This window comes from Paenibacillus sp. OAE614, assembly GCF_040546645.1.
In the GTDB taxonomy this organism is placed as follows: domain Bacteria; phylum Bacillota; class Bacilli; order Paenibacillales; family Paenibacillaceae; genus Paenibacillus_AQ; species Paenibacillus_AQ favisporus.
Genome location: NZ_JBEPOD010000001.1, coordinates 5,214,775 through 5,239,010 on the forward strand (window position 1 = coordinate 5,214,775; position 24,236 = coordinate 5,239,010).

21 protein-coding genes are annotated in these 24,236 nt (G+C 53.7%); 10 read left to right on the forward strand and 11 right to left on the reverse strand.

Annotated elements, in window-relative coordinates; genetic code table 11:
• Positions 1-41 precede the first annotated feature (41 nt).
• On the reverse strand, positions 42-2,585 hold the full coding sequence (locus ABIE48_RS24110; RefSeq protein ID WP_192717342.1) for a beta-mannosidase: 2,544 nt from the start codon (positions 2,583-2,585) through the stop codon (positions 42-44).
• Positions 2,586-2,995: 410 nt separating this feature from the next.
• Between ABIE48_RS24110 and ABIE48_RS24115 the strand changes: the two genes are divergently transcribed.
• On the forward strand, positions 2,996-3,250 hold the full coding sequence (locus ABIE48_RS24115; protein ID WP_145163299.1) for a hypothetical protein: 255 nt from the start codon (positions 2,996-2,998) through the stop codon (positions 3,248-3,250).
• 63 nt (positions 3,251-3,313) lie between these two features.
• On the opposite strand, the gene ABIE48_RS24120 is transcribed toward ABIE48_RS24115, so the two are convergent.
• The gene (locus ABIE48_RS24120; RefSeq protein WP_192717343.1) at positions 3,314-5,227 is read right to left on the reverse strand and encodes an ATP-binding protein; all 1,914 of its coding nucleotides are present in this window, start codon (positions 5,225-5,227) and stop codon (positions 3,314-3,316) included.
• A 241-nt stretch (positions 5,228-5,468) separates the two neighbouring features.
• Here ABIE48_RS24120 and ABIE48_RS24125 point away from each other — a divergent pair, with 241 nt between their 5' ends.
• Both ABIE48_RS24125 and ABIE48_RS24130 read left to right on the forward strand, forming a co-directional pair.
• Entirely contained in the window at positions 5,469-6,398 is a 930-nt protein-coding gene (locus ABIE48_RS24125; protein ID WP_192717344.1) for a class 1 isoprenoid biosynthesis enzyme, read from the forward strand.
• A gap of 74 nt (positions 6,399-6,472) precedes the next feature.
• Positions 6,473-6,712 (forward strand): NHLP leader peptide family RiPP precursor, encoded by a 240-nt coding sequence (locus ABIE48_RS24130; RefSeq protein WP_076173667.1) that lies wholly within the window; start codon positions 6,473-6,475, stop codon positions 6,710-6,712.
• 197 nt (positions 6,713-6,909) lie between these two features.
• Here the strand turns inward: ABIE48_RS24130 and ABIE48_RS24135 are convergent, their stop codons facing one another.
• A complete protein-coding gene (locus ABIE48_RS24135; protein ID WP_145948695.1) occupies positions 6,910-8,814 on the reverse strand; it encodes a sensor histidine kinase in 1,905 nt (634 codons plus the stop codon).
• 357 nt (positions 8,815-9,171) lie between these two features.
• Between ABIE48_RS24135 and ABIE48_RS24140 the strand changes: the two genes are divergently transcribed.
• Positions 9,172-9,336 carry a hypothetical protein gene (locus tag ABIE48_RS24140; protein ID WP_167372908.1) on the forward strand — a complete coding sequence of 55 codons (165 nt, stop codon included), beginning with the start codon at positions 9,172-9,174 and terminating at the stop codon, positions 9,334-9,336.
• A 72-nt stretch (positions 9,337-9,408) separates the two neighbouring features.
• On the forward strand, positions 9,409-9,843 hold the full coding sequence (locus ABIE48_RS24145) for a hypothetical protein (protein WP_145948696.1): 435 nt from the start codon (positions 9,409-9,411) through the stop codon (positions 9,841-9,843).
• A 93-nt stretch (positions 9,844-9,936) separates the two neighbouring features.
• On the opposite strand, the gene ABIE48_RS24150 is transcribed toward ABIE48_RS24145, so the two are convergent.
• Positions 9,937-10,971: a putative sulfate exporter family transporter gene (locus ABIE48_RS24150; RefSeq protein WP_192717345.1), complete on the reverse strand. Its 1,035-nt coding sequence runs from the start codon at positions 10,969-10,971 to the stop codon at positions 9,937-9,939.
• 218 nt (positions 10,972-11,189) lie between these two features.
• Here ABIE48_RS24150 and ABIE48_RS24155 point away from each other — a divergent pair, with 218 nt between their 5' ends.
• Positions 11,190-12,092 (forward strand): LysR family transcriptional regulator, encoded by a 903-nt coding sequence (locus ABIE48_RS24155; protein WP_145029389.1) that lies wholly within the window; start codon positions 11,190-11,192, stop codon positions 12,090-12,092.
• On the opposite strand, the gene ABIE48_RS24160 is transcribed toward ABIE48_RS24155, so the two are convergent.
• From ABIE48_RS24160 to ABIE48_RS24175, 4 genes are all read right to left on the reverse strand, one after another.
• Positions 12,077-12,892 (reverse strand): formate/nitrite transporter family protein, encoded by an 816-nt coding sequence (locus tag ABIE48_RS24160; protein ID WP_116234255.1) that lies wholly within the window; start codon positions 12,890-12,892, stop codon positions 12,077-12,079. The genes ABIE48_RS24155 and ABIE48_RS24160 overlap by 16 nt on opposite strands.
• Before the next feature lie 346 nt (positions 12,893-13,238).
• Entirely contained in the window at positions 13,239-14,252 is a 1,014-nt protein-coding gene (moaA, locus tag ABIE48_RS24165; RefSeq protein WP_192717346.1) for a GTP 3',8-cyclase MoaA, read from the reverse strand.
• A 95-nt stretch (positions 14,253-14,347) separates the two neighbouring features.
• On the reverse strand, positions 14,348-15,154 hold the full coding sequence (gene fdhD / locus ABIE48_RS24170) for a formate dehydrogenase accessory sulfurtransferase FdhD (protein ID WP_192717347.1): 807 nt from the start codon (positions 15,152-15,154) through the stop codon (positions 14,348-14,350).
• Positions 15,155-15,161: 7 nt separating this feature from the next.
• On the reverse strand, positions 15,162-15,509 hold the full coding sequence (locus ABIE48_RS24175) for a Na-translocating system protein MpsC family protein (RefSeq protein ID WP_076173660.1): 348 nt from the start codon (positions 15,507-15,509) through the stop codon (positions 15,162-15,164).
• A gap of 334 nt (positions 15,510-15,843) precedes the next feature.
• Between ABIE48_RS24175 and fdhF the strand changes: the two genes are divergently transcribed.
• The 3 genes from fdhF (at position 15,844) to ABIE48_RS24190 (ending at position 20,770) form a co-directional block, all read left to right on the forward strand.
• Positions 15,844-18,780, forward strand: a complete 2,937-nt coding sequence (gene fdhF / locus ABIE48_RS24180) for a formate dehydrogenase subunit alpha (RefSeq protein WP_483312666.1) — start codon at positions 15,844-15,846, stop codon at positions 18,778-18,780.
• Positions 18,781-18,798: 18 nt separating this feature from the next.
• Positions 18,799-19,272 (forward strand): helical membrane plugin domain-containing protein, encoded by a 474-nt coding sequence (locus tag ABIE48_RS24185; RefSeq protein WP_145029399.1) that lies wholly within the window; start codon positions 18,799-18,801, stop codon positions 19,270-19,272.
• Positions 19,273-19,852: 580 nt separating this feature from the next.
• Positions 19,853-20,770 (forward strand): polysaccharide deacetylase family protein, encoded by a 918-nt coding sequence (locus ABIE48_RS24190; protein WP_192717349.1) that lies wholly within the window; start codon positions 19,853-19,855, stop codon positions 20,768-20,770.
• 283 nt (positions 20,771-21,053) lie between these two features.
• Here the strand turns inward: ABIE48_RS24190 and ABIE48_RS24195 are convergent, their stop codons facing one another.
• From ABIE48_RS24195 to ABIE48_RS24205, 3 genes are all read right to left on the reverse strand, one after another.
• Positions 21,054-21,599: a glutathione peroxidase gene (locus tag ABIE48_RS24195; RefSeq protein WP_192717350.1), complete on the reverse strand. Its 546-nt coding sequence runs from the start codon at positions 21,597-21,599 to the stop codon at positions 21,054-21,056.
• A gap of 176 nt (positions 21,600-21,775) precedes the next feature.
• Positions 21,776-22,519, reverse strand: a complete 744-nt coding sequence (locus ABIE48_RS24200) for an SDR family oxidoreductase (protein ID WP_192717351.1) — start codon at positions 22,517-22,519, stop codon at positions 21,776-21,778.
• Positions 22,520-22,799: 280 nt separating this feature from the next.
• A complete protein-coding gene (locus ABIE48_RS24205) occupies positions 22,800-23,177 on the reverse strand; it encodes a MerR family transcriptional regulator (protein ID WP_089548493.1) in 378 nt (125 codons plus the stop codon).
• 310 nt (positions 23,178-23,487) lie between these two features.
• On the opposite strand from ABIE48_RS24205, the gene ABIE48_RS24210 reads away from it, so the two are divergent.
• On the forward strand, positions 23,488-24,231 hold the full coding sequence (locus tag ABIE48_RS24210; protein WP_145029409.1) for an SDR family NAD(P)-dependent oxidoreductase: 744 nt from the start codon (positions 23,488-23,490) through the stop codon (positions 24,229-24,231).
• The last annotated feature ends 5 nt before the right edge of the window (positions 24,232-24,236 follow it).

A 24,236-nucleotide genomic window follows, 5' to 3' on the forward strand; every position in this document is an offset into this window, starting at 1 on the left:
CGTCCCGGTATACCCGGACGGCTCCTTTGTATGCAAATATCCTACTTTACGATAAAGTCCGCCATCGATTTCACTTCGATCCGGCCCGGTCTGGCCGGGATGAACGGCTCTTCCCCTTCCGAACGGGCGTAAAACTGTACGCGCTGCTCCCTGCCCGGGATCAAATCGAAGAAATTGTCGCTGAAGCTGCCCTCCGCCTCGCTGGAAATCCATACTTGTTTGGCCAGCGTATCCGTTGTAAGGATCAGCGTATGACCCTGGCTGCCTTCTTCTTCCCGTACCGTGATATTCGCTTTGGCGAACGCAAACTCCTTAGCCGGCACAAAATAATGCTCCTTGCTGTCCACCACCTGTCCGGACACCTCGAGCTGGACGAGCAGAAACGTTTCCTGAGGGCGGCTTCCGCCCAGCAGCTGCTCCACGGAGCAGGTATGCACCTTTTCCGATGTGTTGGCGCTTATGCTGAAGCTCTCCGCCGTTTCCTGCAGGACGTTCCCTTTCAGGTCCATGACCTGCAGGCGAAGACTTCCGGACAGCGGCTGAAGCACATCAGAAAGGACGTAAATGTCCAATTCATCGCCGCGCGTACCGTCGATAGAAACGGCAATGTCGCGGAAGCTGCGTTTGGCGTAATACTGGAGTGCCTTCCAGCGGCCGAAATAATCCATCCCCGCCCAGGAAGCCACCGGCCAGCAGTCGTTCATCTGCCAATACAGCGTCCCCATGCAGTAAGGCTTCTTGCGGCGATGCGCCTCAATCGCCATCTTCATCGCCTCCGCCTGCAGCACCTGGCTCATATACAGGAAGGACGGAAAATCCTTCGGCTCGTTCATGTACATATCCATATACTGCTTGATCAGGCGGTTGCCCTGCCCGTTCTTTTGGTGGGCCAGCATCACTTCCGATTCCAGGGCCAAATCATGTTCTTCGGCATAACGGCGAACCGATTTGTATTCCGGGAACGACTGAAAACCGTATTCGCTCATGAAACGCCCGATGTACACGTTATAATTTTCAAACGGCTCCACATTGTGCCATACGCCCCAGTAATGGATGTCCCCGCCGGTGGAGCTGTTCGTCGCATGCTGACGAATGTCCCCGGTCAGCTCGATCATCGGCGAAGACGGCCAGTAATCGGCCTGCGGCGCATAACGGGTAATCGCTTCCGGCAAAATCCGGTGGAAGATCGCTTCGTAATCCTGCCACAGGCGCTCGCGGAGCTCCGGAGTATACTGCTGCTTCCAGCCCCAGCCGGTATTTTCGGAATAGTGGGACCAGGCCGTATCGATTTCGTTATTTCCGCACCATAAAACAATCGAAGGATGATTTCTGAGACGTCTGACGTTCTCCTCCGCTTCCAGCCGCACATTTTCCAAAAATGCTTCGTCGCCGGGGTACATGCTGCAGGCAAACATGAAATCCTGCCATACCATCAGGCCGTATTCGTCACACAGCTCATAGAAAGCGTCCTGCTCGTAAATCCCCCCGCCCCAGACGCGAAGCATATTCATGTTGGAGGCTGCTGCGCTGGCAATCTCATGACGGTAGCGTTCGTAGGTTACTTCGGTAATAAAGCTGTCGTTCGGGATATGGTTGGCACCCTTGGCGAACACCGGTACTCCGTTCAGCTCGATATAAAAAGTGGAGCCGGCCTCGTCCTTATCGCGGACCAGCCTGACCGAGCGCAGGCCCGTTTTAACGCTTTTCTCGGCTGCCACGCCGCCGTCAACGATCAGCTCCGCACGGAACTCATACAAATTCGCCTCACCGAGTCCGCGGCACCACCACAGCTTCGGATTGTCAATCACCAGCGGGAGTTCCACCGTTTGGGCGCCTTGTGACAGCTGGACCTTCTGGTCCCAGGCCTGACCGTCCGCGCTCAGGCGAACCACCGCTTCCCCTTCCAGGTCTGACTCCAGCTCGATCACGGCCGTTAACTTGGCGGACGCTGCCGTAACCTCCGTCTGATCGATGTATACATCCTGAATCCGGCTGTAATCCCATCCTTCAATATAGACATCCCGCCAAATGCCGCTGGTCACGAATCGAGGACCCCAGTCCCATCCGTAATGATACGGCGCCTTGCGGGCGAATACGCTGATTTTCCGGTCTCCAAGTCCTCCGACATCCGACTGGTCATTCGTTGCCGGCAAATCGTAGCCGAGGCGCTCCAGCTTGGGAAGATCCTCCTGGACCGGCGAGCGGAAACGAACATGGACCGTATTGTCCTTCGGCTTCAGCACATCCTTGACATCGGCCTTCCATGTGCGGAACATATTATCTGCCTGAAGAACAGGCTTGCCGTTCACGGCGACGTCCGCATAGGTGTCAAGCCCTTTAAATACGAGCTCCAGATGCGGAAGGGACAGCAGCTCTTCCGGCAAATCGAACCGGCTTTCGTATTCCCAATCCTGCTTGTCGATCCACTGTACTTCCTTCTCATTCGTTCCGTAGAACGGATCCGGAATTTTGCCGTTGGCCAGCAGATCCGTATGCACACAGCCCGGTACCTTCGCCTCCATCCATTCCTGGTCCTTGCAAGCCTTAAAGCTCCAGCTGCTGATGCTCCATTGCGTTTTGTCCATGATATCCTCCTGCCATTGCTCGTATTGTCCAAAGAAAGTTAGCATAATTTATTATAACAAAACTAACAATCTAGTAAATGCTCATTTTCTCACCAGCCGGATGTTTTCGACATATTCGGATCACCCGGGAAGGGACGGCACGAGGTCAAGCCGGGACCCTATTTTTTTGCTCCTGCGATAACATCTCTGCCGCCCCATCATACACTGCAATAAGACCTCGAGCTTCAGCTGCGGCGACAAGCTGTATAAATCTATTTCAGATGATCGAACATACATCGGTTTCTTTCCCCAGTCTATTTTCTCTTGGCCTCGGAACGGCCCGAACTGCAGTAACATAACTTACTGTGAGTTCGTTAAAGTACCCTGCCATCGTTCTTGATGAAGGATTCTCACGCAAAGGAGTGTCTACCGTGAAACCAGTGAAATCGGCAAAGCCCGGGAAACGGGTTAAGTCAAGATCAAAACCGGCGAAGCCCGTTCGAATCAGCGGAGTGGTCCCCTCCGCAACCCCGGGAATGGGAGCAGGCGGGAATATGGGTGCGCTAAGCACCGGAAAGCAGCTTGCTTTTATTTCCGCTTTCTTGTTCCTTATTGCCGCAGCGATCAGCTTATATCTGGCCTGGAGGGACATTCAAGGAGGAAACGCCCCTGAAATGCTCTTTTAAACGCAAAAAAATGACGCCGATGCAGGCGCCATTTTTTTGTTCCAGTGTATGCGGATCACGGGATCATTCCGTTCCCTGTTCGCCGGATGCGGCGGCCGGGAAACGGACGGTCATCACCGTACCGGCGCCTTTCTTGCTCTCAATCTCGATCTTTCCATGCATCACCTCAATGATGCGGAACGTGACCATCAGCCCGAGCCCGGTTCCTTTCGATTTGTTGGAGTAATAGGGCTCGCCGAGCCTCGCCACCTCTGACGGCTCCATCCCCTCTCCATTGTCGGCGACGCGAATGACAACCTGGCCGTTGTCCCGGTAAGCCCGGATTTGAATGTGGCCTTCCTCCCGCAGCGCTTCAATGCTGTTCTTGATCATATTGATAAAGGCCTGTTTGAACTTGGACGAATTGCCGTGGACGTACAAGTCTTGGGGAATATCCGTCGTCATTCGGCCGCCTTGAAGGTTGGCCAGGGGGATCAAGATGCCCTCGATATGCCGGAATTCATGCCCCACATTGAGCAGGGCGACCTTCTCCGCCTCCGGCTTGGCAAACGTAAGAAAATCCGTAATAATCCCCGATGCCCGGTCCAATTCCTCAAGCGCCAGCCGGAGATACTCCTTCTCCCGGTCCCTTGACTTCTCCTGCAGCAGCTGCAGAAAGCCGCGGGTGACTTGAAGCGGGTTTCTCACCTCGTGTGCAACCGAGGCGGCCAGCTCGCTGATGACTTCCATTTTCTCCGACCGCTGCAGCTCGCTGTTAAACATTTCAAGCTCCCGGGAATACACGACAATCTGCCGATGATTATGGGCGAACTTCCGGCCAAGGATCATGATGAGGCTGATCACGAAGCCAAGGACTCCCCATTTCCACCAGAACAGCACGTAGTCCCCCTGGCGTACATAGAACCAGACAAGTTCACCCAACGCCGGGATGGCAAACAAGGCAAATCCCGAAGCAAACACAGCCGCATCCCTGTTTCCTTTGGCGGCATAAGATATCGCACTGGCTGCCAAAATCATCAGCAGAACGATCATAATGCAGCCGAGCACCTTGACGGAAAAGAAATAATAAATATCGGAGAAACGGCTGCCGCTAAGCAGGTTGATGACCATAAACCCGAGGCAAAAGAGCGAGTACCCGACCAGGAATTTACGGCAAATCCGAATGATCAGCATGTAGCCGGGACCAATGGTTCTTTCAAAATAATAGGTTATCGCCGGTAAGAGCGACAGCAGACCAAGGTCAAAAACGACCTGAAACCATTCTCCATAGCTTCTGAACAGACTGTACACAAAAGGAGAATAAGTCAGGATCATGAGCCCGATCGACAAAATGACTACCGTCAGTGACAGCCAGCTGTTCCGCTCGCTCCGGTTCAGGAGTAAAGCCGAAATCAGCATAATCAGCGCAATGAATATAAACGAGCTTCCCAAAACGATATCACCCAGATTAGCCTTGATCAGCTTGGTCAGCAGCGTCTGGTAATCGCCGGCCCACACGGGACCGTCCATGCCGATCCGGCCGGTTCCCCCCTGAATTTTCATGAGCAGCGTTTGACCGGCGTCTTCACGGCTCAGCGGAAGCAGGATATGATGAACATCATACTGGTAATCCCGATCGATTTCGTATCGTTTCTCTTGACCGACGTAGATGTCGATTTTGATTCCATAAACCGGTTTGAGCAAAATGGCAGGCGTATTCCAGATGAGCGCCGGCAGCTTCGTTTCGAACCATCCCGCCTTCTCTTCCCCGGTGCTTAGCTGCAGCGGCTGCTTCATCCGGTACGGCTCCCACCCGGAAGCCGGCCCGATGCCGTCCGTGCTGCGGCTGTCTGTACCTCCGCCCTCCCATGTGAAACGCCAGTCCGTCAGCGGCTTTAGAGCCGGTTCGGAACTGCCGTAACAGGAGGCGGCAAGCACAAGCTGGATGACTATACATATCGCCGCCGCGATGATGCCGTATTTTCTCGAAGCTTTCATATGTGCACCTCTACCGAATGTTAGTGTACCGGAACCAGCAGTCTGCAGCCTCGCATCCGGTTCTTTCAATTACGGATTTCATAAATTGGAAATATATGCTAAACTAATCAAAACCTCAACTAAACTTCATATAACAACATACACACAACCTCCTACTCATAACCAGTCAACGGCTCAATGATGTCTTCAGCATCGGATACCGCCGCTTGGAACAACAATCCTATCTAAAAAGGGTGATTTTATGGAATGGTTAGAGCGTTATGAAGCCGATTTGTCGTATGTATTCCGCGAAACCGAGTGCATCATTGCCGCGTTCCCCTCTCCGTTGAACACGAAAGGCCTTTCCTATTTAAGCCATTTTAACCCGCTCGAAGAAAACAGCGCCAAAAACTATATCTGCTATTTGCTGCCCTTCTGGCTGATGGAAACGGCAGGACTTTCGGCCGAAGACGCCCGGAAGCTGTCGATCGGCAACGTTTGCGCCATGCTCTATTTTTTCATTCAGGACGATTGCATGGATTCCTCCACGCCCCAGGACAAGGAGCAGCTGCCGCTGGGAAATTTGCTGTACCTGCAGTTTCTCGACATCTACCGCGGCTACTTCCCCTCAGCGTCCCGGTTCTGGTCCTATTTCAGGCAGTACCTGCATGAATGGGCGGAAGCCGTTACCAATGAGCACACGGCCGACTATTTCCGCGTGAATCCGCTGTTCATCGCGCGCAAGGCTGCGCCGCTGAAGCTGTCGAGCACCGGAGCGCTGCTCCTGTCGGGCGGGGAGGAACAAATTCCGGCCGTGACCGACTTGCTCGAACACGTACTGGCTACACTGCAAATGGCGGACGATTGGGCCGACTGGCGGGAAGATCTTGAGGAAGGCAGCTATAACAGCCTGCTCTCGCTGATCCGGTCGCAGTTTGCCCCCGACGAACCGCTCACTGCCGATCGTGTCGAGCATTATATTGCCGTTCACGGCATCCTGCGTTCATACACCGCTGTGGCGGAAGCCAACCATGAGCACATCAAGCAGACCCCATTGAACATTCCCCAGCTGCTTTCTTTTCACGAGCATATTCTGCTGTCGATTCAGGACGACGCAAACCGGATCGAAGATGAGAGAAACGCCTTGCAAAAAGGCGGATTAAGTTTATGGATGTTAAATCATATCAAATAATGATAGATTTATAATTTATTCCATGGTATACTTATAAAGGTAATATTAACCATTTTGTTGAAAGGGTGATTCTAATGACAGCAGAAGCTATCCTTCACAACCAAGTTATTCAAAAAGCCTGGGAAGACCCAAGTTTCAAGGAAAGACTCCTGGCCGACCCTAAGGCCGCAATCAAAGAAGTGCTCGGTATTATTTTACCTGAACACATCAAAGTAAAGACAGTGGAGGAATCATCCAACGAGTTTTATCTCGTGCTTCCCCCAAGTCCAACAGAAACGGTCAGAGCAGCCGCGGCGCCGAAATACTCCTGGTAATTGAGATTACACACCTCATCTTGAATATACATAAATAAGAAAAACGCCTTTCGACGTACCTTCAAAGAAGACGGACCGCAGTCTAAAGGAAGTTTTTCTTGCAATATCAGGAAGCAATGGCTCTGGAGTCTATACTTTCTGATATTATCATGAAAGGGTTGGGAACAGCGAAGTTCGCCACCTTACCGTCAAGCGGCTTATACAGCCGCTGATGGAAAGGAGACGATCGCTTCGGTTCCCACCCCTTTTTCGCTTTTGAATTCAAGACTTCCCCCCATGGCTTCCACGATCCGGAACGTAACCATAAGACCAAGCCCGGTCCCTTTCGTCTTGTTGGAGAAATACGGCTCACCCAGCCGGGCAAGCTCCTCCTTGCTCATCCCTTCCCCATTATCCTGAATATGGATCACAACCCGCTCGTTCATTTCGTAAGCCCATACGTTAATCTGGCCGTCTCCGCTAAGCGCCTCGATGCTGTTCTTCACCATATTGATAAAAGCCTGCTTAAATTTCGAAGAGTTCCCTTTCACCTGCAGATGGTCCGGAATACGCATGTCGATCTGGGCGCCCTGAAGGTTCGCAAGCGGTACGATGACGCCCTCCACATGCCCCAGCTCCTCTTTGACGTTCAGGACGGAAATCCGTTCAAACTGCGGCTTGGCAAAGGTCAGGAAGTCGGTGATGATGCCTGCGGCCCGGTCCAGCTCCTCCAGGGCCATCGTCATATAGATTTTATCCTGGTTTCTGTACTTCTTGGTCAGCACCTGCAGGAAACCGCGCGTCACCTGAAGCGGGTTCCGGACCTCATGGGCGACGGATGCCGCCAATTCGCTGATGATGGCCATTTTCTCGGAGCGCTGCAGCTCGTTGTTGAACATTTCCAGCTCCCTTGAATATTTTACAATCTGTTCGTGATTGATGGTATAGTTCCGGCCGAGGATCAGCATCAGGGAAATGATAAATACAGCCGCCCCCCACTTCCACAGAAACAGGTCATAATTGCCGTCCTTCAAATAGAACCAGACCATTTCGCCAATGACCGTCAAGCCAAACACCGCAAAACCGACGGTGAGAATCTCGGCGCTCCGGTTCCCTTTCACGGCATGGATGATCGAATTGCTGACGAGCAGCACGGCTTGTACGATCATAACGATTCCCAGAACACGAACCGACAGAAAATAATGGATACCGAACAGTTTGTCGTTCAGCACGATGTTCGCCAGCATGAAGAGCAGGCAGAATGCCGAATATCCGATTTGAAAATACAACAGCTTCTTGATCACCGACCGGTACCCGCTGCCGAAGATCCGTTCGATAAAATAGGTTAGTGACGGAAGCAGCACGAACAGCGCGACATCCCATAGGCGGGTGTAGAGCTTGCCGTAATCCTTGTAAAAGGTATAAAGAAACGGGGAATACGTGATGACCAGCACTCCGGCGGAGGCGATCACCAGACTCAGTGAAATCCAGGAGGCGTTCTGCTCCTTTTTCAAAAAAACCGAGCAAATGAGCATGACGAGCGCAATAAAGACAAACGCGCAGCCCAGTATGATATCGATCAGGTCTCTCTTGACGTAGTTGTCCAGCAATTCCGGATAGTTGCCCAGTTCAATGCCATGGCGCAGTCCGATGCGGTCCTTGGCGGATTGAACGCCTATGTACAGTATTTTATCGGAATCATTTCTTTGAAGGGGAGTTAACACTTTGTTGTTATCGTAAATATAGTCGCGGTTTGATTCGTAGATGGGGGTCGTGCCGATAAAAATCGCAATGTTCTGTCCGTATATCTTAGGGATAAGCATGGAGGGGATGTCCCAGTTCAAGGCAGGGAGCTTCGTTCTGATCCATAATGTCGATGATGTTCCGGGCCTCTTCGGCAAAGCCATGCCGGATTGATTCGGGCTCCAGCCTTCACTTGCCGTTACGGATCGGGGAACTGCCGCAAGATCCGGGCTGTCCGCCCATTTGACCTCCCACTCGGTAATCCAACGCTCTCCACCCGTCTGCATCGCCCCAGCAAATACCGGTACCGTCACTAACAGCAGGGTCAGGCAAGCGATCAGAGCCAGCTTCGTGATTACGGATTTGGGGAAACCCTTCATAAAACACCTCAAAAGTTAATATTTGTAAATTTTCAACTGTTATGTAGATTCGCTATCATCATCGTCCACTCCTTCCTGTTCTTTCGGTCGTCGTCAAAAAATATATCATTTGCATAAATATACATATAACTTCGAGTATACTGGCGACATTATTATATTTATGCATTTGAAAACATAAGAATCCCCGGATTAACTTCAAGCTGAGCGCAACTGCCTTCGGCGTTACACAAGCCGGGACTTATTTAATCATACCACTTTTTCCTAAGTATGGTAACGATGTTTCACCTTGGGCGGGTACGTTTATTAAAGTAGCAAACGACAGAGACTTCCCGATCTGCGCTGAAAGGAGGATTACCCATGAGTGAATTCCGCCGGAACAACGTTGAGGTTGAGCATAAGGAAGTTCAGCAGAAGTCCGATTCCAGTCTTGTAGCAGCCACTTTTATCAAATATGCAGCGTACATTATTATTTTTTTCGGTTTCCTCTACTTCTTGATCCGATACGTATTTCCTAAGTTTTAATCCGGGAGCGGATATACGGGCTCATTTCGGGTAACGGTAAGGAAAGAAAATACGCCAAAGGAGATGGATGACATGGCTGATGAGTATAATAACAATATTAAAAGCGATGCCGATTTGACCTATGAACGGTACGACCAGCAGCGCGAGCTTCCGCCCGAGTTTGAGCTGCCCCGGGATGACTTCAAGGATACGGGAACATACACCAAGCAAAGCATCAGCCGTGAGCCGGAAGCGGAGGACGTGGAATTCTATGTCCGGTCCGACATGAGTCCTGAGCTTGGGGGCCGGGACTCGGCTTCAGCCTCTGCCGGGACGTCCGGCGCGTACGCCGGTGAATCCTCGGCCGTGAATGAACTGACGGAGGACGAAGAGCTGCCGGACGTTCCGGATGCGGACGACATTTCGGCGAACAGTCCGGTCGATCCTTCCGCGATCGCCATGGTGGAGGATATGCACGGAACGGACCTGATCAATGGATATGACGGCGATGATTCCGAAGAACTGTAGCCTGTACGATCATTTAAGTTTGTAAAAAAGAGGAGGACTCCGCCGTTCCCGGCCGGAGTCCTCCTTTAGGTGTTGGCCGGTACGTTCCGGCGTTTATGCTAATCCCAGCGCCTTGACCAGCACATATCCGACGCCGGCAAGCAGGCAGGAGCCAAGCAGCGCTGCGGCGAACGGCCGACCCCCTTTGCGCCCGAACACGGCGAAGTCGACGTTCAGGCCAAGACCGGCCATGGCCATGGCCATCAGCATATAAGCTGCCGTGACGATCTGCGAGGCAGCCGATTCCGGCAGGATGCCCAGCGTATGGATGCCGCTCATCACCAGGAAGCCAAGAACAAACCAGGGGATGGGAATACGGCTTCTTTCCCCCGCTGCGGTGCGCCCGCCCTTGCGGCTGCTCCAGAAGCCGACGAGAACGGCGACGGGCACGAGCAGCGCCACCCGGGTCAGCTTGACGATGACGGCCATATCTTCGGCCTCCTTGCCCCCTGGCGCTGCTGCCGCGATCGCATGGGCGACTTCATGGAGCGTGCCGCCCGCAAACACGCCGTATCCGGCCGGCGACAGGCCGAGCAGCGGATACAGGCCGACGTAAAGCAGCGTAAACAAAGTTCCTAGCAGGGCAACTACCGCGGCGCTGACCGCCGTCTCCTGCTCGTTCGCCCGAACCTGCGGCCCGATGGCGGCCACAGCCGCCGCCCCGCAAATGGCCGAACCGCAGGCGGCCAGCAGCGACATGACCGGATCGACCTTCATCAGCCGGGCGATGCCGTATACCGCGAGCAGCGTCAAGCTGATATTGACCGCGGCCAGCAGCAGAACCTTCGGCCCGGCATGAACGATGTCCGCCAGGTTCAGCCGCATGCCGAGCAAAATAATGCCCAGCCTGAGCAGCTTTTTATTGGAAAAGGCGATGCCGGGCATCGCGTACTCCGGCACGCCGGCGAATGCGCGGTAAACCATGCCAAGCAGGATGGCCAGCACCAGCTGCCCCATGATGCCGAGAAAAGGCAGCAGCGCCAGCCCCTTGGCCAGCAGTGATAATACAAACGTGAGGCAGAGCCCCAGCATATAAGCGTTCAAATTGCGCTTTCTGCGCGGCAGGGCCGATCCCTGAGATGCAATCATGATTCATTCCTCCCGTCCGTAGCCTGGTCATTCAAGCGGCTATCGATACGCTCACTATAGAATGTCCGGCTCCGGAAGGGAAATACCGATTTGCTATCCCGATCATCAGGATAACTTATGATTGATTGCGGCCCTCCCCCACGTTACACTGGGTGTAATCTTCAACGCTGCCTTAGCCTCACTTGCCGCTGAAGAAATGATGAACAGGAGTCCACGCCATGATCACAGACACACTAAAGGTCTTCGTCACCGTCGCCGAAGAGCGCAATTTCTCCCGCGCCGCCAAGCTGCTCCATCTGTCCCAGCCGGGGGTGAGCTTGCACATCCGGAACTTGGAAGATGAGCTGGGCGCGAAGCTGATGCTCCGGTCCCCGAAGCAGGTCAGACTGACCGAGGCCGGCGAAATCTTGTTCCGGAAGGCCAAGCAGATGCTGGCGCTGTACGAGGAGGCCCAGCAGGAGATCCATCTGCTGAGGGATGTCGTGACCGGCTCCTTGAGCATCGGTGCAAGCTTTACGATCGGCGAATACATCCTTCCGGCCGTTCTCGCCGAATATGCGCACCAGTACCCCGACGTCGATGTGCAGGTTCACATCAGCAACACCGACAACATCGTACACGATATCCGCGAAGGGCGGTTTCACATCGGTCTGGTTGAAGGCAGCACGACCGCCAGGGATGTGCAGCTGACCACGTTCATGGAGGATGAAATGGTGCTGGTGATGTCGCCTGACCATCCCCTCGCCGCCTACAAATCGATTGATCCCGGCATGTTGCAGGACCAGGTGTGGGTCTTGCGCGAAAGCGGTTCGGGCACGCGGGCCTACAGCGACCGGCTGATTGAGGAGGGAGGACTTGCGGTCAAGCGGAGCTTCGTCTTCAGCAGCAGCCAGGGTGTCAAGGAAGCGGCCGCCGCGGGCCTTGGCATCGCTGTCCTGTCCCGCTGGGTCGTCCGCAAGGAGCTTGGCAGCGGCGAGCTGTGCGAGGTCAAGCTGAAAGGGATGAAGCTCGGCCGGGACCTGCTGATGGTTCAAGGCAAAGATCAGCCAGCCGGTATGGCGCTGCTCAAATTCGTGCATATTTTGGAGCAGTACGCCAAGCGGCATTACGCCGATTTATGATTCGCCTTCTCGGCCAGAGGCAGCATGGAGCCGGCGGGCTGGCGGTAAGCGGCGAAATACGCAAGGGCCACAAAGACCGCTCCGCCGATCAGGTTGCCCAGGAACACCGCTGCGAAGTTCGGGAAGTATTGGCTCCAGCTCATCTGACCGGCAAAGATCGCGGCCGGAATGACGAACATGTTCGCGACCACGTGCTGAAAGCCGATGGCGACAAACGCCATGACCGGAAACCAGATCCCGACGATTTTTCCGGTAACATCCTTCGCGCCGTAACCGAGCCAGACCGCCAGGCAGACGAGCCAGTTGCAGCCGATAGCCGATACAAAAGCCTGCAGGAACGAATCATGCACCTTTGCTTCGGCCACAGCAACAGTTTTGGCCAGAAAAGCCCCTTCCGTCAGCCCGGCGACATGCCCGAAGAAATAGGCGACGAACACCGCCCCGATAAAGTTGGCAACCGTTACGAGAATCCAGTTTTTGAGGACGGCGCCAAAGCCGATTTTACGGGAAAACCACGCCATTGGAAGCGTCATCATGTTCCCCGTCAATAGTTCCCCTCCGGCCAGGACGGTCAGGATCAGCCCTACCGGGAAGACGGCTGCACCCAGAAATCCGGCGACCGAGCCCCATTCCTTCGGAGCCGTTCCGATGACTCGGATATCCAGCAGAAAACCAAGCGCAATAAACGCGCCCGCCAGGAAGCCTAGAATGAGAACCGCAGGCAGCGGCAGTTTGGCTTTCTTCTCCCCTGTTTCAATGGCAATATCACGAATTTGCTGCGGTGAATAAAAAGACGACATCGTACCATTCCTTCCATTTTCCTTCGTAACTTTCTTCGATAAAAGCCTGTGATTCGCAAAAAATCCATTTCCCCTTGTTCTTTCCAACAACAAAAAAACCGCCACAAATCAAACCCCGGCCCTGCAGCCGAAAGTTGATTGACAGCGGTTAATTCCCCTACCCGATTCCTATAGGGAGATCAAACACACATGACACGTAACGAATAGGGCAGGTGCAGTCCCTACATCCACCCCATTTGTCTATGACATTTCATACATATGATAAACACCGGTTCATAAATTTGTCAACAATTTTAAAAAAAACGATGACCAACGACATTCTAGGAAGCCAGACCGGAACAAGCCGTCATCCACCGATCCGGGACATTTCCACCTTGGCTTCCTGGCCCGTACCGGTGCCGGCTTTACCGCGGTCCAGCGAATACCGGTCATGCCGTCCTTCCCAAATGGCCATGATATGCTCCGCGATCTCGTCGTCGGTTGCTCCTGAACGCAGCCATTCCCTCAGGTCATGCCCCTTCGTCGCGAACAGGCAGGTGTAGAACATGCCGTCCGCCGATAATCGGCCCCGCGTACAGGTGGAGCAGAAGGCGTCGCTGACGGATGAAATGACGCCGATTTCGCCTTGGCCGTCAAGAAACCGGAAGCGGGAAGCCACCTCTCCCTCATAATTGGGATCGGCAGGCGCCAGCGGAAATTCGGCGTGAATCCGCTCCAGCATCTCGCGCTTGCTGACGACCTGATCCCAGTTCCAACCGTTCGTATTGCCGACATCCATATATTCGATCATGCGCAAAATATGGCCCCGCTCGCGGAAATAGCGGACCATAGGCAGCAGGGCATGCTCGTTGACGCCGTTCTGCACCACCATGTTAACCTTCACGGCCAGGCCTGCTTCGGCGGCGGCGTCAATGCCCTCCAGCACCTGCGCCACCTTGGCCTTTCCGCCGTTCATCGCCAAAAAAGTGTCGTCATCGAGCGCATCCAGGCTGACGGCGACGCGCATCAAGCCCGCCTCACGCAGCGTCCGGGCGTGCCGGGCGAGCAGGCTGCCGTTCGTCGTCAAGGCAACGTCCTCCACGCCAGGGATCCGGGACACCTCCCGAATAATATCCGGAAGCTCCTTGCGCAGCAGCGGTTCGCCGCCGGTGATGCGGATTTTGCGGGCCCCCACGCGGGTGAAAATCCGCGTAATCCGCACCGTTTCCTCGACGCTGAGAATATGTTCCCTGGACAAAAAAGCGTAATCCTTGCCGAAGATTTCCTCGGGCATGCAATACCGGCAGCGGAAATTGCAGCGGTCCGTCACGGAAAGCCTCAAATCTCTGAGTATACGGTTGTATTGATCATGGGTTTCCATGATGATCCCTCCTTCATTTGAAGCTGCAAATTCCCTTGATGTGGGCTGGTGCCCGAAACAATTCGTGCTGCTGCAGCAGGTACGCCTGGGGCCGCTCAGGATTGCGGCCTGCACTCCACAATGCGGTGCGGGTGGGTATACACGTTGCAGGATTGGCCGCGGATAAAGCCGACGGCCGTAATGCCCAAATGATCCGCCAGATCCAGCGCAAGCTCAGTTGGCGCCGATTTGGACAGGATGACGGCACAGCCGATTTTCGCCACCTTCAGCAATATTTCCGAGGAAATTCTGCCGCTGAATACGATAATTTTATCATCCACCGCGATGTCGTTTTTCAGGCAGTAACCATAAATTTTATCCAGCGCGTTATGACGCCCGATATCCATTCTCGACAGAAGAATCCCGTTTCGGTCACACAAAGCGGCGTTATGCACACCGCCCGTACGGTTAAACGTCTCGGCTCCCTCCTGCATCTCCCGCACGAGCCGGAAGCAATCGTCAAAGGACAGCTCCACCGGAGCCTGATCCAGCACCTTGGCCGTTTTCGCGTCATTGAAAAACACAAAGCCCTGCCGGCTGGCGCCGCAGCAGGACGTGACGTACCTTTTGCTGTATAGCTGGCGATGGAGTGGACTCCACTTGCTCACAGACGCGTGAACGAACCCCTCCTCTTCCTGAACCCATAAGTCCTTGATTTCCTCAATGCTTGAAATGACACCTTCCGATGCGAGATAACCGACAGCCATATCTTCAATGTATTCGGGCGTACAGACGAGGGTCGCAAATTCCTCGCCGTTGATTTTGATCGTTACCGGATGCTCGTTCACGACCAAGTCGGTCTTTTCCTCCATCTTTCCCTGCTCGTACCGGATCATGCCCGGCCTGCTCGTCACAGCCTCCATCATCGCTTCATCCCTGCTCTATATTTTTCTCGAACATAAAGACCGAAACGGCCATGTCTTCTTCCACCTTGATATCCGTAAACAGATGGATCAGCTTCGATCCGCACAGCTCCTCCAGCCCTTCCGGGACCTGGGATTTGTACAGCTCCTTGATCATGTGTGTTCTCGCGCTGTGCACCATCTTCTTGCCGTCTTCGGACTGTGCAATAAACTTTTCAGTAGGTGTGAAATTGCCGTGCATCCGGGTGATCGCCATGTTCTCGACAAACGTGGTATGAATGCGTTCCGGACCTTTTCCGAACGTATCTTTCCTCACTTTGCGAATGATATCGTTAAACGCAACTTCCTTCTTCATCCCATTCTCACCTCATCACAAGTTTAACACTATACTAAATCTTAGTAGGATTGTACAGAATAATTCAACCTTGTTTTTCTGCCCGGGCGTAGTATAATCATGACGAGAATACATTTATGCCATACAGGCGCCGGAATGATCTATTAGTAGGCCAATGCTAATCGGTTACTCCACTACAACCTGCCGCGCACAATGATTAGCGGAGACGGGTTTAGTGGAGTTTTTTTGTTTTTATGGCCTGCTCTTTAGCTTATGGACACCCGCCGAAGCGCTGCAATCACCGGGACGCTTGGCGGCTCCATTTAACATTGGGGTGAAAAGGGGTTTTATGTTCGTGAACCAAAATCTTGTTAACATTACGCTCGACGGACAGGCGGTGGAAGTCACATCGGGCATGACCGTGCTCGAGGCGATCAATCTTGCCGGCCTGACGCATCCGCAAATTTGTTATGTCCCTGAGGTAGACCCGATCCAGACGTGCGACACATGTATTGTGGAAATCGACGGGAAGCTTGCGCGCGCCTGCTCGACCATTGCCGTTTCGGGAATGAACGTCAAGCTGTCTTCCGCATCCGCCAAGGCTGCACAGACGGAAGCGATGGACCGGATCCTCGAAAACCATCTGCTCTACTGCACCGTATGCGACAACAACAACGGCAATTGCAAGCTGCACAATACCGCCGAAATGATGGAAATCGAGCACCAGAAGTACCCGTACCGGCCGAAGGTCGAACCTTCGGAAGTCGATATGTCCCATCCGTTCTACCGATATGACCCGAATCAATGCATTGCCTGCGGACAGTGTGTTGAGGTCTGCCAAAATCTGCAGGTGAATGAAACCCTTTCCATCGATTGGGAAGCGGACATCCCGCGGGTCAAGTGGGACAACGGGGTCGATATCAACGACTCGTCCTGCGTCAGCTGCGGCCAATGTGTCACCATCTGCCCGTGCAATGCCCTCATGGAAAAATCGATGCTGGGCGAGGCCGGCTTCATGACAGGCATCAACGAGGAAGTGCTGAATCCGATGATCGACCTCGTCAAGGAAGTGGAGCCTGGATACAGCGGCATCTTCGCCGTTTCGGAAATCGAAGCGGCGATGCGGGACACACGCACGCGCAAAACCAAAACGGTATGCACGTTCTGCGGCGTCGGCTGCTCCTTCGAGGTGTGGACCAAGGGCCGGAAAATTTTGAAGGTACAGCCATCCCACGACGCGCCGGTTAACGCGATTTCCACCTGCGTCAAAGGCAAATTCGGCTGGGATTTCGTCAACAGCGAAGAGCGGATTACGACCCCGCTGATCCGGCAGGGAGATGCCTTCGTCGAAGCTACCTGGGATGAGGCGCTGAACCTGGTCGCCGAACGCCTCGGAGGTATCCGTAAGGAGTACGGCAACCATTCGGTCGGCTTTATTTCTTCCTCGAAAATTACGAACGAAGAAAACTATGTAATCCAAAAGCTGGCTCGCCAGGTGTTTGAAACCAATGACGTGGACAACTGCTCCCGCTACTGCCAGTCTCCGGCATCGGACGGACTGATGTCGACGGTCGGCATCGGCGGCGACGTCGGCACGATCCAGGACATCGCGGCAGCCGGCCTCGTCATCTTGATTGGCTGCGCTCCGGCCGAAGGCCATCCGGTCCTGGCGACCCGGATCAAGCGGGCGCACAAGCTGCACGGCCAGAAGCTGATCGTCGCCGACCTGCGCAAGCATGAGATGGCCGAGCGCTCGGACCTGTTCATCCGTCCGAAGCAGGGTACGGACTTCGTGTGGCTGACAGCGGTCACGAAATACATGATTGACCAGGGATGGCACCAGCAGGCGTTTATCGACCAGTATGTCAACCAGTTTGCCGAATACCAGCAGCTGCTGGACACCTTCACGCTCGAATATGCCGAGCAGGAAACCGGCATTGCCAAGGAGACGCTCATCTCGATCGCCGAAATGATCCGCGACGCCGACGGCACCGTCATCTGCTGGGGCATGGGCGTCACCCAAAACATCGCCGGATCGCACACGTCGGCGGCCATCTCCAACCTGCTGCTCGCTACGGGCAACTACATGCGTCCCGGCGCCGGAGCTTACCCGCTGCGCGGGCATAACAACGTGCAAGGAGCTTGCGACATGGGCACGCTGCCGCCTTGGCTTCCGGGATACCAGCACGTCTCAAACGACGAAGCGCGGACACGATTCGAAAAAGCTTACGGCGTGGCGATTTCGCCGCAGCCGGGTATGGACAACATCCAGATGATCGATGCGATCGACCGCGGCGACATGAAGGCGATGTACCTCGTCGGCGAGGATATGGCCTGGGTCGACTCCAACGCCAACCACGTGCACGAGGTGCTGGCGAAGCTCGACTTCTTCGTCGTGCAGGACGTATTTCTGTCACAGACGGCCCAGTTCGCCGACGTCATTCTGCCTGCCGCGCCGTCACTGGAGAAAGAAGGCACCTTCACCAATACGGAGCGGCGCGTTCAGCGCCTGTATCAGGTGCTGGAGCCGCTCGGCGACTCTAAGCCGGACTGGTGGATCACGACCCAGATCGCCAAGCGTCTCGGGTATGACTGGGGTTATACCCATCCGAGGGAAATTTTTGCCGAAATGGCCAGCCTGACCCCGTTCTTCTCCCAATGCAGCTATGATGTGCTGGAAGGCTGGGGCAGCTTCATCTGGGGCTCGGCAAGCGGGGAACACACGCCGCTGCTCTATACGGACGGCTTCTTCTTCCCCGACAAAAAGGCGCGCTTCTCGCTGGTCGGCTACGTTCCGCCGGTGGAATACCCGGCCGAATTCGATCTCGTCCTGAACAACGGACGCCTGCTGGAGCAGTTCCATGAAGGCAACCTGACCAACAAATCGCACGGGATCAATCTGAAGCTGCCGGAAGTGTTCGTGGAAGTATCGCCTGAGCTGGCCGCCGAACGGGGCGTCGAGAACGGATCCCTGGTACGGCTCGAATCGCCTTACGGCGCGATCAAGCTGAAGGCGGTCATTACCGACCGCGTCCACCGCAACGAGCTGTACGTGCCGATGCACTCGGTCAGCCACGAAAACGCGGTCAACCTGCTCACTGGCAATGCGGTCGATGTGCGCACGCATACGCCGGCCTATAAGCAGACGCGCGTGCGGATGCAGATTCTGAACGTGAAGGGTACCAATCCGCTGCCGCTGACCAATCCGCGCAACAAGAAGCGCTATCCGCAGGAAGGCGTCGAGGTGCACCGGAAATGGAGCCGGCCGGATTATGTATCGCTCGTCGATTAAAGGAAAGGTGGAATCTATATGGCACAACCGATTTCATACATCAAAAAACGCGAGCTGACGGAAGAAGAGCTGAAGCAGCAGTCGCTGGAGCAGCTGACGGATTCGATTGCCGAGCATGAGCAGGCGCTGGAAAAAGCCATCGGGGTGCTCAGCGAGCTGCACGGTAGCGGCATTCTGGAAGCGGCTGAGTCACTGCTGAAGGCCAAAGCCAAAGTGGCCGAAATCGTCTTGGGCCAGGCCACCCGGCCGGAAGTGACGAACATGATCAACAACGGCATGGCCGCCGCCGGCGCCCTCGCCGCTATCGATCCGGAGCAGACGGCGAAGGTGCTCGGCAGTGTGGCCAAGGGCTTGGAGGAGGCCAATCAGCCACAGGATAAAAAGGTGACGGTCTTCTCCCTCATGAATGCCCTGAAGGATCCCGACGTGAACCGGGCGATCGGCTTCGGGTTGCGGTTTCTGAAAGGCATGGGCAAAGGCCTGGGGGAATAAGTCCCATAAGAACAGCCGACGATCATAAGCAGATAAAATCTAACTGATGCATATAGCAAGATGAAATAGACCCTTTGCGGGAGTATCGCAAAGGGTCCTTTTCGTTTCTGAAGTTTTGATAATCCAAAGGATAATTCTATCGTTGCCGAGCTTAATCTTGCCATCCGTATAATATTACATATATTTACAAATAAAAATACATCATTGATAATATAAGTGTTTTAACGCCTTTTGCCAAAATGCTTGATGGCGTGCGTGATCTACAGGATCGTCGACCCAGAGCCATTGTTCATATCATATAAAAAGAGGGGAAATTTTGTATTTACTCGCATGGATTATTTTAATCATTACCGGTTTAGTGTCCGTAGTTCATATTTTATTTGGATTAGCAGACTTAGGTGAAGAAATGAAACTGGCGGTTAAAATTTCACAGTTTTTATTCTTTTCTTCGCTGTTATTTATTGTGATTCGAATCCCTCGACCTTGATTCTCCTAAACTTGAACCGCCGGTTCCCTCTTCGTTCGATAATGATCCTCTCCCTGCATGGAAATACGTTATTCAATTAGGAGGTGACGTCCCTTGAACCTCGCTCAAGCTTTGGGCTTTCCGCCGGATGAGCGGCTGCTGATCATCAATGCGGATGACTACGGCATGTGCCACTCGGCCAATGCGGGCATCCAGCTGCTGCTTGCCGAGGGGGCCATTTCCTCGGCTACGATCATGATGCCGTGCCCGTGGGCCAAGGAGGCTGCCCAGTGGGCGGCCACGCGACCGGACGTGGACGTCGGCGTCCATTTGACCTTTACCAGCGAGTGGAACAACTACCGCTGGGGGCCGGTCACCCGCCGGCAGACGGTGTCCTCCCTCATTACGAATGAGGGATACTTTCCCCGCGACTGCCGCACGGTGGAGACCAGGGCCCAGGCGGCCGAGGTGCACGCCGAAATCATCGGCCAAATCCGGCTCACCCGGCGCATGGGGCTGAATCCGACCCATCTCGATAATCATATGGGGAGCCTGTACGGGCTGGAAACGGGGCGGGATTTCCTCTCCCTCGTCCTTGGCGTCTGTGCGGAGAACGGCCTTCCGTTTCGGCTGCCAAGGCATATTCCCGCTTTGCTTCAGCTGCCTTCCGCCGCCCGGCGCATCCATAAGGCACGGGTCCGTGAAGCGGACTCGCTCGGGGTCGTCATTCCAGATCACTTAATCCAGCTGCCCTTTTCTCTGCGCCCGGGAGAAACATACGAAGCCTTCAGGGAAAGCGTGGCGGATGCGCTGTGCTCGCTCCAGGCCGGAGTCAGCGAGCTGTATATCCATCCGGCCGTCATTACGGATGAGCTGATGGCCATCCATCATGAGTGGCTGAAGCGCGGCATGGAGCTGCAGGTTTTTCGCGATCCCTGGATCCGCGAAGTGATGCGAAGCCAGCGCATCCTGCAGATCTCCTGGCGAAATCTGCAGCAGCTTCAATTGCGCAGACGGCGCCAGAATCCGTAAGTCCGGGGCCAGGCTGCCGGGCGTTTATGCGGGGACGGGGCGTACAAACGGCGTTCATCCGCCCCGGACGAAGCCTTTTACGAAAAATGGACAAAAAAATAGACCCTAGTCCCGTGCCTAGGGTCAATTCATATATAAAAGGGGTATGAGTGCATTATATGAGAGTTTTCTTAAAAACACCTGAAAATTACCTTCAGAATACATTAAAATTCAAGGCAATTCTATCCAAATGGCCGTTTGGCGCCGCCACTGGAATGGATAGCCGCTAACAATCCTTAGTGTTTTAGATCAGCGCCTCTATGGCCGATTCCAGCTCCAGCGGACCGACCGGTGTCTCAAACCGCTCCACCACCCGTCCTTCCCGGTCGATCAGGAACTTGGTGAAGTTCCATTTAATATCGTCGCCTTCCAGAAGCTCCGGCTGCTCCTTCTCAAGGAACGATTGCAGCATTTTCCCTTCGGAATTGTCCGTGCCGATCCCCTTAAACGGTGCCTGCTCCGTCAAGTAAGCAAACAGCGGATGCTTGTCTTCTCCGCGCACGTCTACCTTCTCAAACAGCGGGAAACTCACTCCATAATTAATTTGACAAAACGTATTCACTTCCTCATTGCTTCCGGGCTCCTGTTCGGCGAACTGGTTGCTTGGAAAACCAAGTACTTTGAATCCCTTGTCTCCGTATTTCTCGTACAGGTTCTGCAGGTCGGCATACTGCGGCGTGAATCCGCATTTGCTCGCCGTGTTGACAATGAGAAGCACTTCACCTTTATATTCCGAGAGTTCCTTTTCCGCGCCGCGAATGCTGTTTGCTGTAAAAGAATAAATACTCATGGTCCCATCCTCCACTTTATTTGTATTTTATAAAATTAAATTGTACACAATTTATATATCGAATGTACCACCATCTTTTCCGGAAAGCAAGCTCTTTTTCGAAACTTTTACTTTCTGATCTCTTAAATAAAATCGCCGTCCAACTGTTCCACTGGGGAAGTTGGGCGGCGACCGCTTTACAAGCTTTGCGATGTAGGACGGACAATCAACTCGTTAATCGTCACGTTAGTCGGCTGCTGGATAGCAAACAATACGGTTTGGGCAATATCGTTCGGGTCAAGTTGGTTCCATTCTTGACTGCCCAATTTCTCGAGCGCGGGATAAATCGAGTGATCTGTAATGGTATCGTACAGCTCGGTTTCCACAGCTCCAGGGGAAATAAGGGTCGTCCGAATATCTTGTTTGGCCCCCAGTTCGGTACGCATGCCTTCTGTTAACACCCGGACGGCATGCTTGGTTGCACTATAAATGGAGCTCGATGGAAAGAGGATATGCCCTGCAATGGAGGAGAAGTTAATAATATGCCCCTCATTGCGTTCTTCCATATGCTTGTACACTGCTGCCATCCCATAGAGTACTCCTTTAATATTCACATCAATCATTCGTTCCCACTCATCAACTTTTAAATTCCTGAAGAACGAAAGCGGCATGATCCCGGCATTGTTAATCAAGATGTCGATTTGCCCAAAGGTTCTGATGGTTTCATCTGCCAATGCTTCCACGTCGGAACGCGAGGTGACGTCAGTCACTTTGTAGCTGGCTTCGCCCCCCGCCTTTCGAATTTCTTCCTGCAGCTGCTGCAAACGTTCTTCCCGGCGAGCGGCAAGCATGACTTGAATGCCATGTTGAGCGAGAAGCTTGGCTGTCGCCGCTCCCATTCCGCTGCTTGCGCCTGTGATGATCGCTACTTTCTTATTCATATGAAATTCCCCTTTGTCCGTTTTTAGCCAGTCATCTTTGGCTTGATAACAGGGTAACAAGTGGAGTTTGCTGTAAGTCAAGTCTCGATAAAAAAATAGTACATAAGCCAAAAAACACTGAATTTACAGGCTTTTATGAAAGGAACAGGTATACAAACACCACAGGAAGCAGTATAAATACAAGAAAATCCTTTATAGTACACTCTAGTGCAAACGGCAAAAAAGCGCATTCCGTAGAACGCGCTCGGCTTAGAGAGATCTGCTGCAACCGTCTATCCCCTTAGGGCAGCATTTTGCTGAGCCCTTTTTCTTGTAAGTCGTACAACGCCAGCTTGTAATTGATCTGTTCCAAATTTTTATAGGTCTCTCTAAGATCCCTTTCTACTTTTTCCTTATGCTTGAGCATCATTTGTTTGCGGATCTTCAGCGTGCTCTCGCCTTCCCAATATAAGTCTACATAATGCTTGATCTCCGCAAGCGGCATGCCTGTCGATCGCAGCGCCAAAACAAAATTCAGCCACTCCATACTTTCTTCATCGTACAACCGATTGCCACTCGAATCGCGCTTGACGCCCGGCAGAATTCCTTCCCGTTCATAATAACGGAGAGTATATGTGCTAATCCCGGTTTCTTCCGAAATTTCTTTAATTGTAGACATGTCTTTCTCCTCCTAGAGCTCGATTTAAAATAATGATTTATCCGTAGTTCGCACCAAATTCCCGTTTTCATTCATGAATTTTCTGGAGTTGCAGATGTCATGAACGCTTTGATTTAGAGTTTACTGTACCACTTAAGATAGGATCAAGCCCGCTCCTTAACCTCATCCCGGGGGATGGCGATCCGCGCTTCGATCTCACAAGCTTGGGCCGTTCGGCTAATATTTTCAGAAAAATGGGTAAATTAACAAAGATGAACCCGATTCCGGTGACGGATACGGACAATTGCTGTGAGAAGGAGTGACGCGAGGTATGAAACTTTCCGGTAAAGTAGCGATCATTACGGGCGGTGCCAGCGGGATCGGACAAGCCACCGCACGCCTGTTTGCCCAGGAAGGCGCCAAGGTCGTCGTGGCCGACCGCTCGGAAGCGGGCCAGGAAGTGTCCGACCATTTGAAAGAAAAAGGGTACGACTCGATTTACGTCCGGGTGGATGTGACCAAGGAGGAGGAAGTCCAGGCGCTCGTGGAACGGACCGTGAAGGAATACGGAAAACTGGACATTATGTTTGCCAATGCGGGCGTGGCCAACGATGAGCCGGCCGATCAGCTGTCGCTGGACAAATGGCAGCGCACGATCGACGTCAATCTGACAGGCGTCTTCCTGTCGGATAAACACGCCGTAGTCCAAATGCTGAGACAGGGCACCGGGGGTGCGATCATCAACTCCGCTTCGATCCACGGCCATGCGGCCAAGGCGGGAGTTACCGCTTACGGCTCGGCCAAAGGCGGCGTCGTGCTGCTCACCCAGACGCTCGGCATTGAATACGCCAAGCACGGCATCCGGGTGAATGCCGTCTGCCCGGGTTATATCGATACGCCGCTGTTAAAGGCGCTTCCGCCGGAAGCCAAGCAGCAGCTCGTGGAGCTGCACCCGATCGGACGGCTCGGCACCGCGGAAGAGGTGGCCAAATCCGTCCTGTTCCTGGCCAGCGACGACTCCTCGTTTGTGGTCGGAACGAGCCTGATGGTAGACGGCGGATACACCGCCCAATAATGACT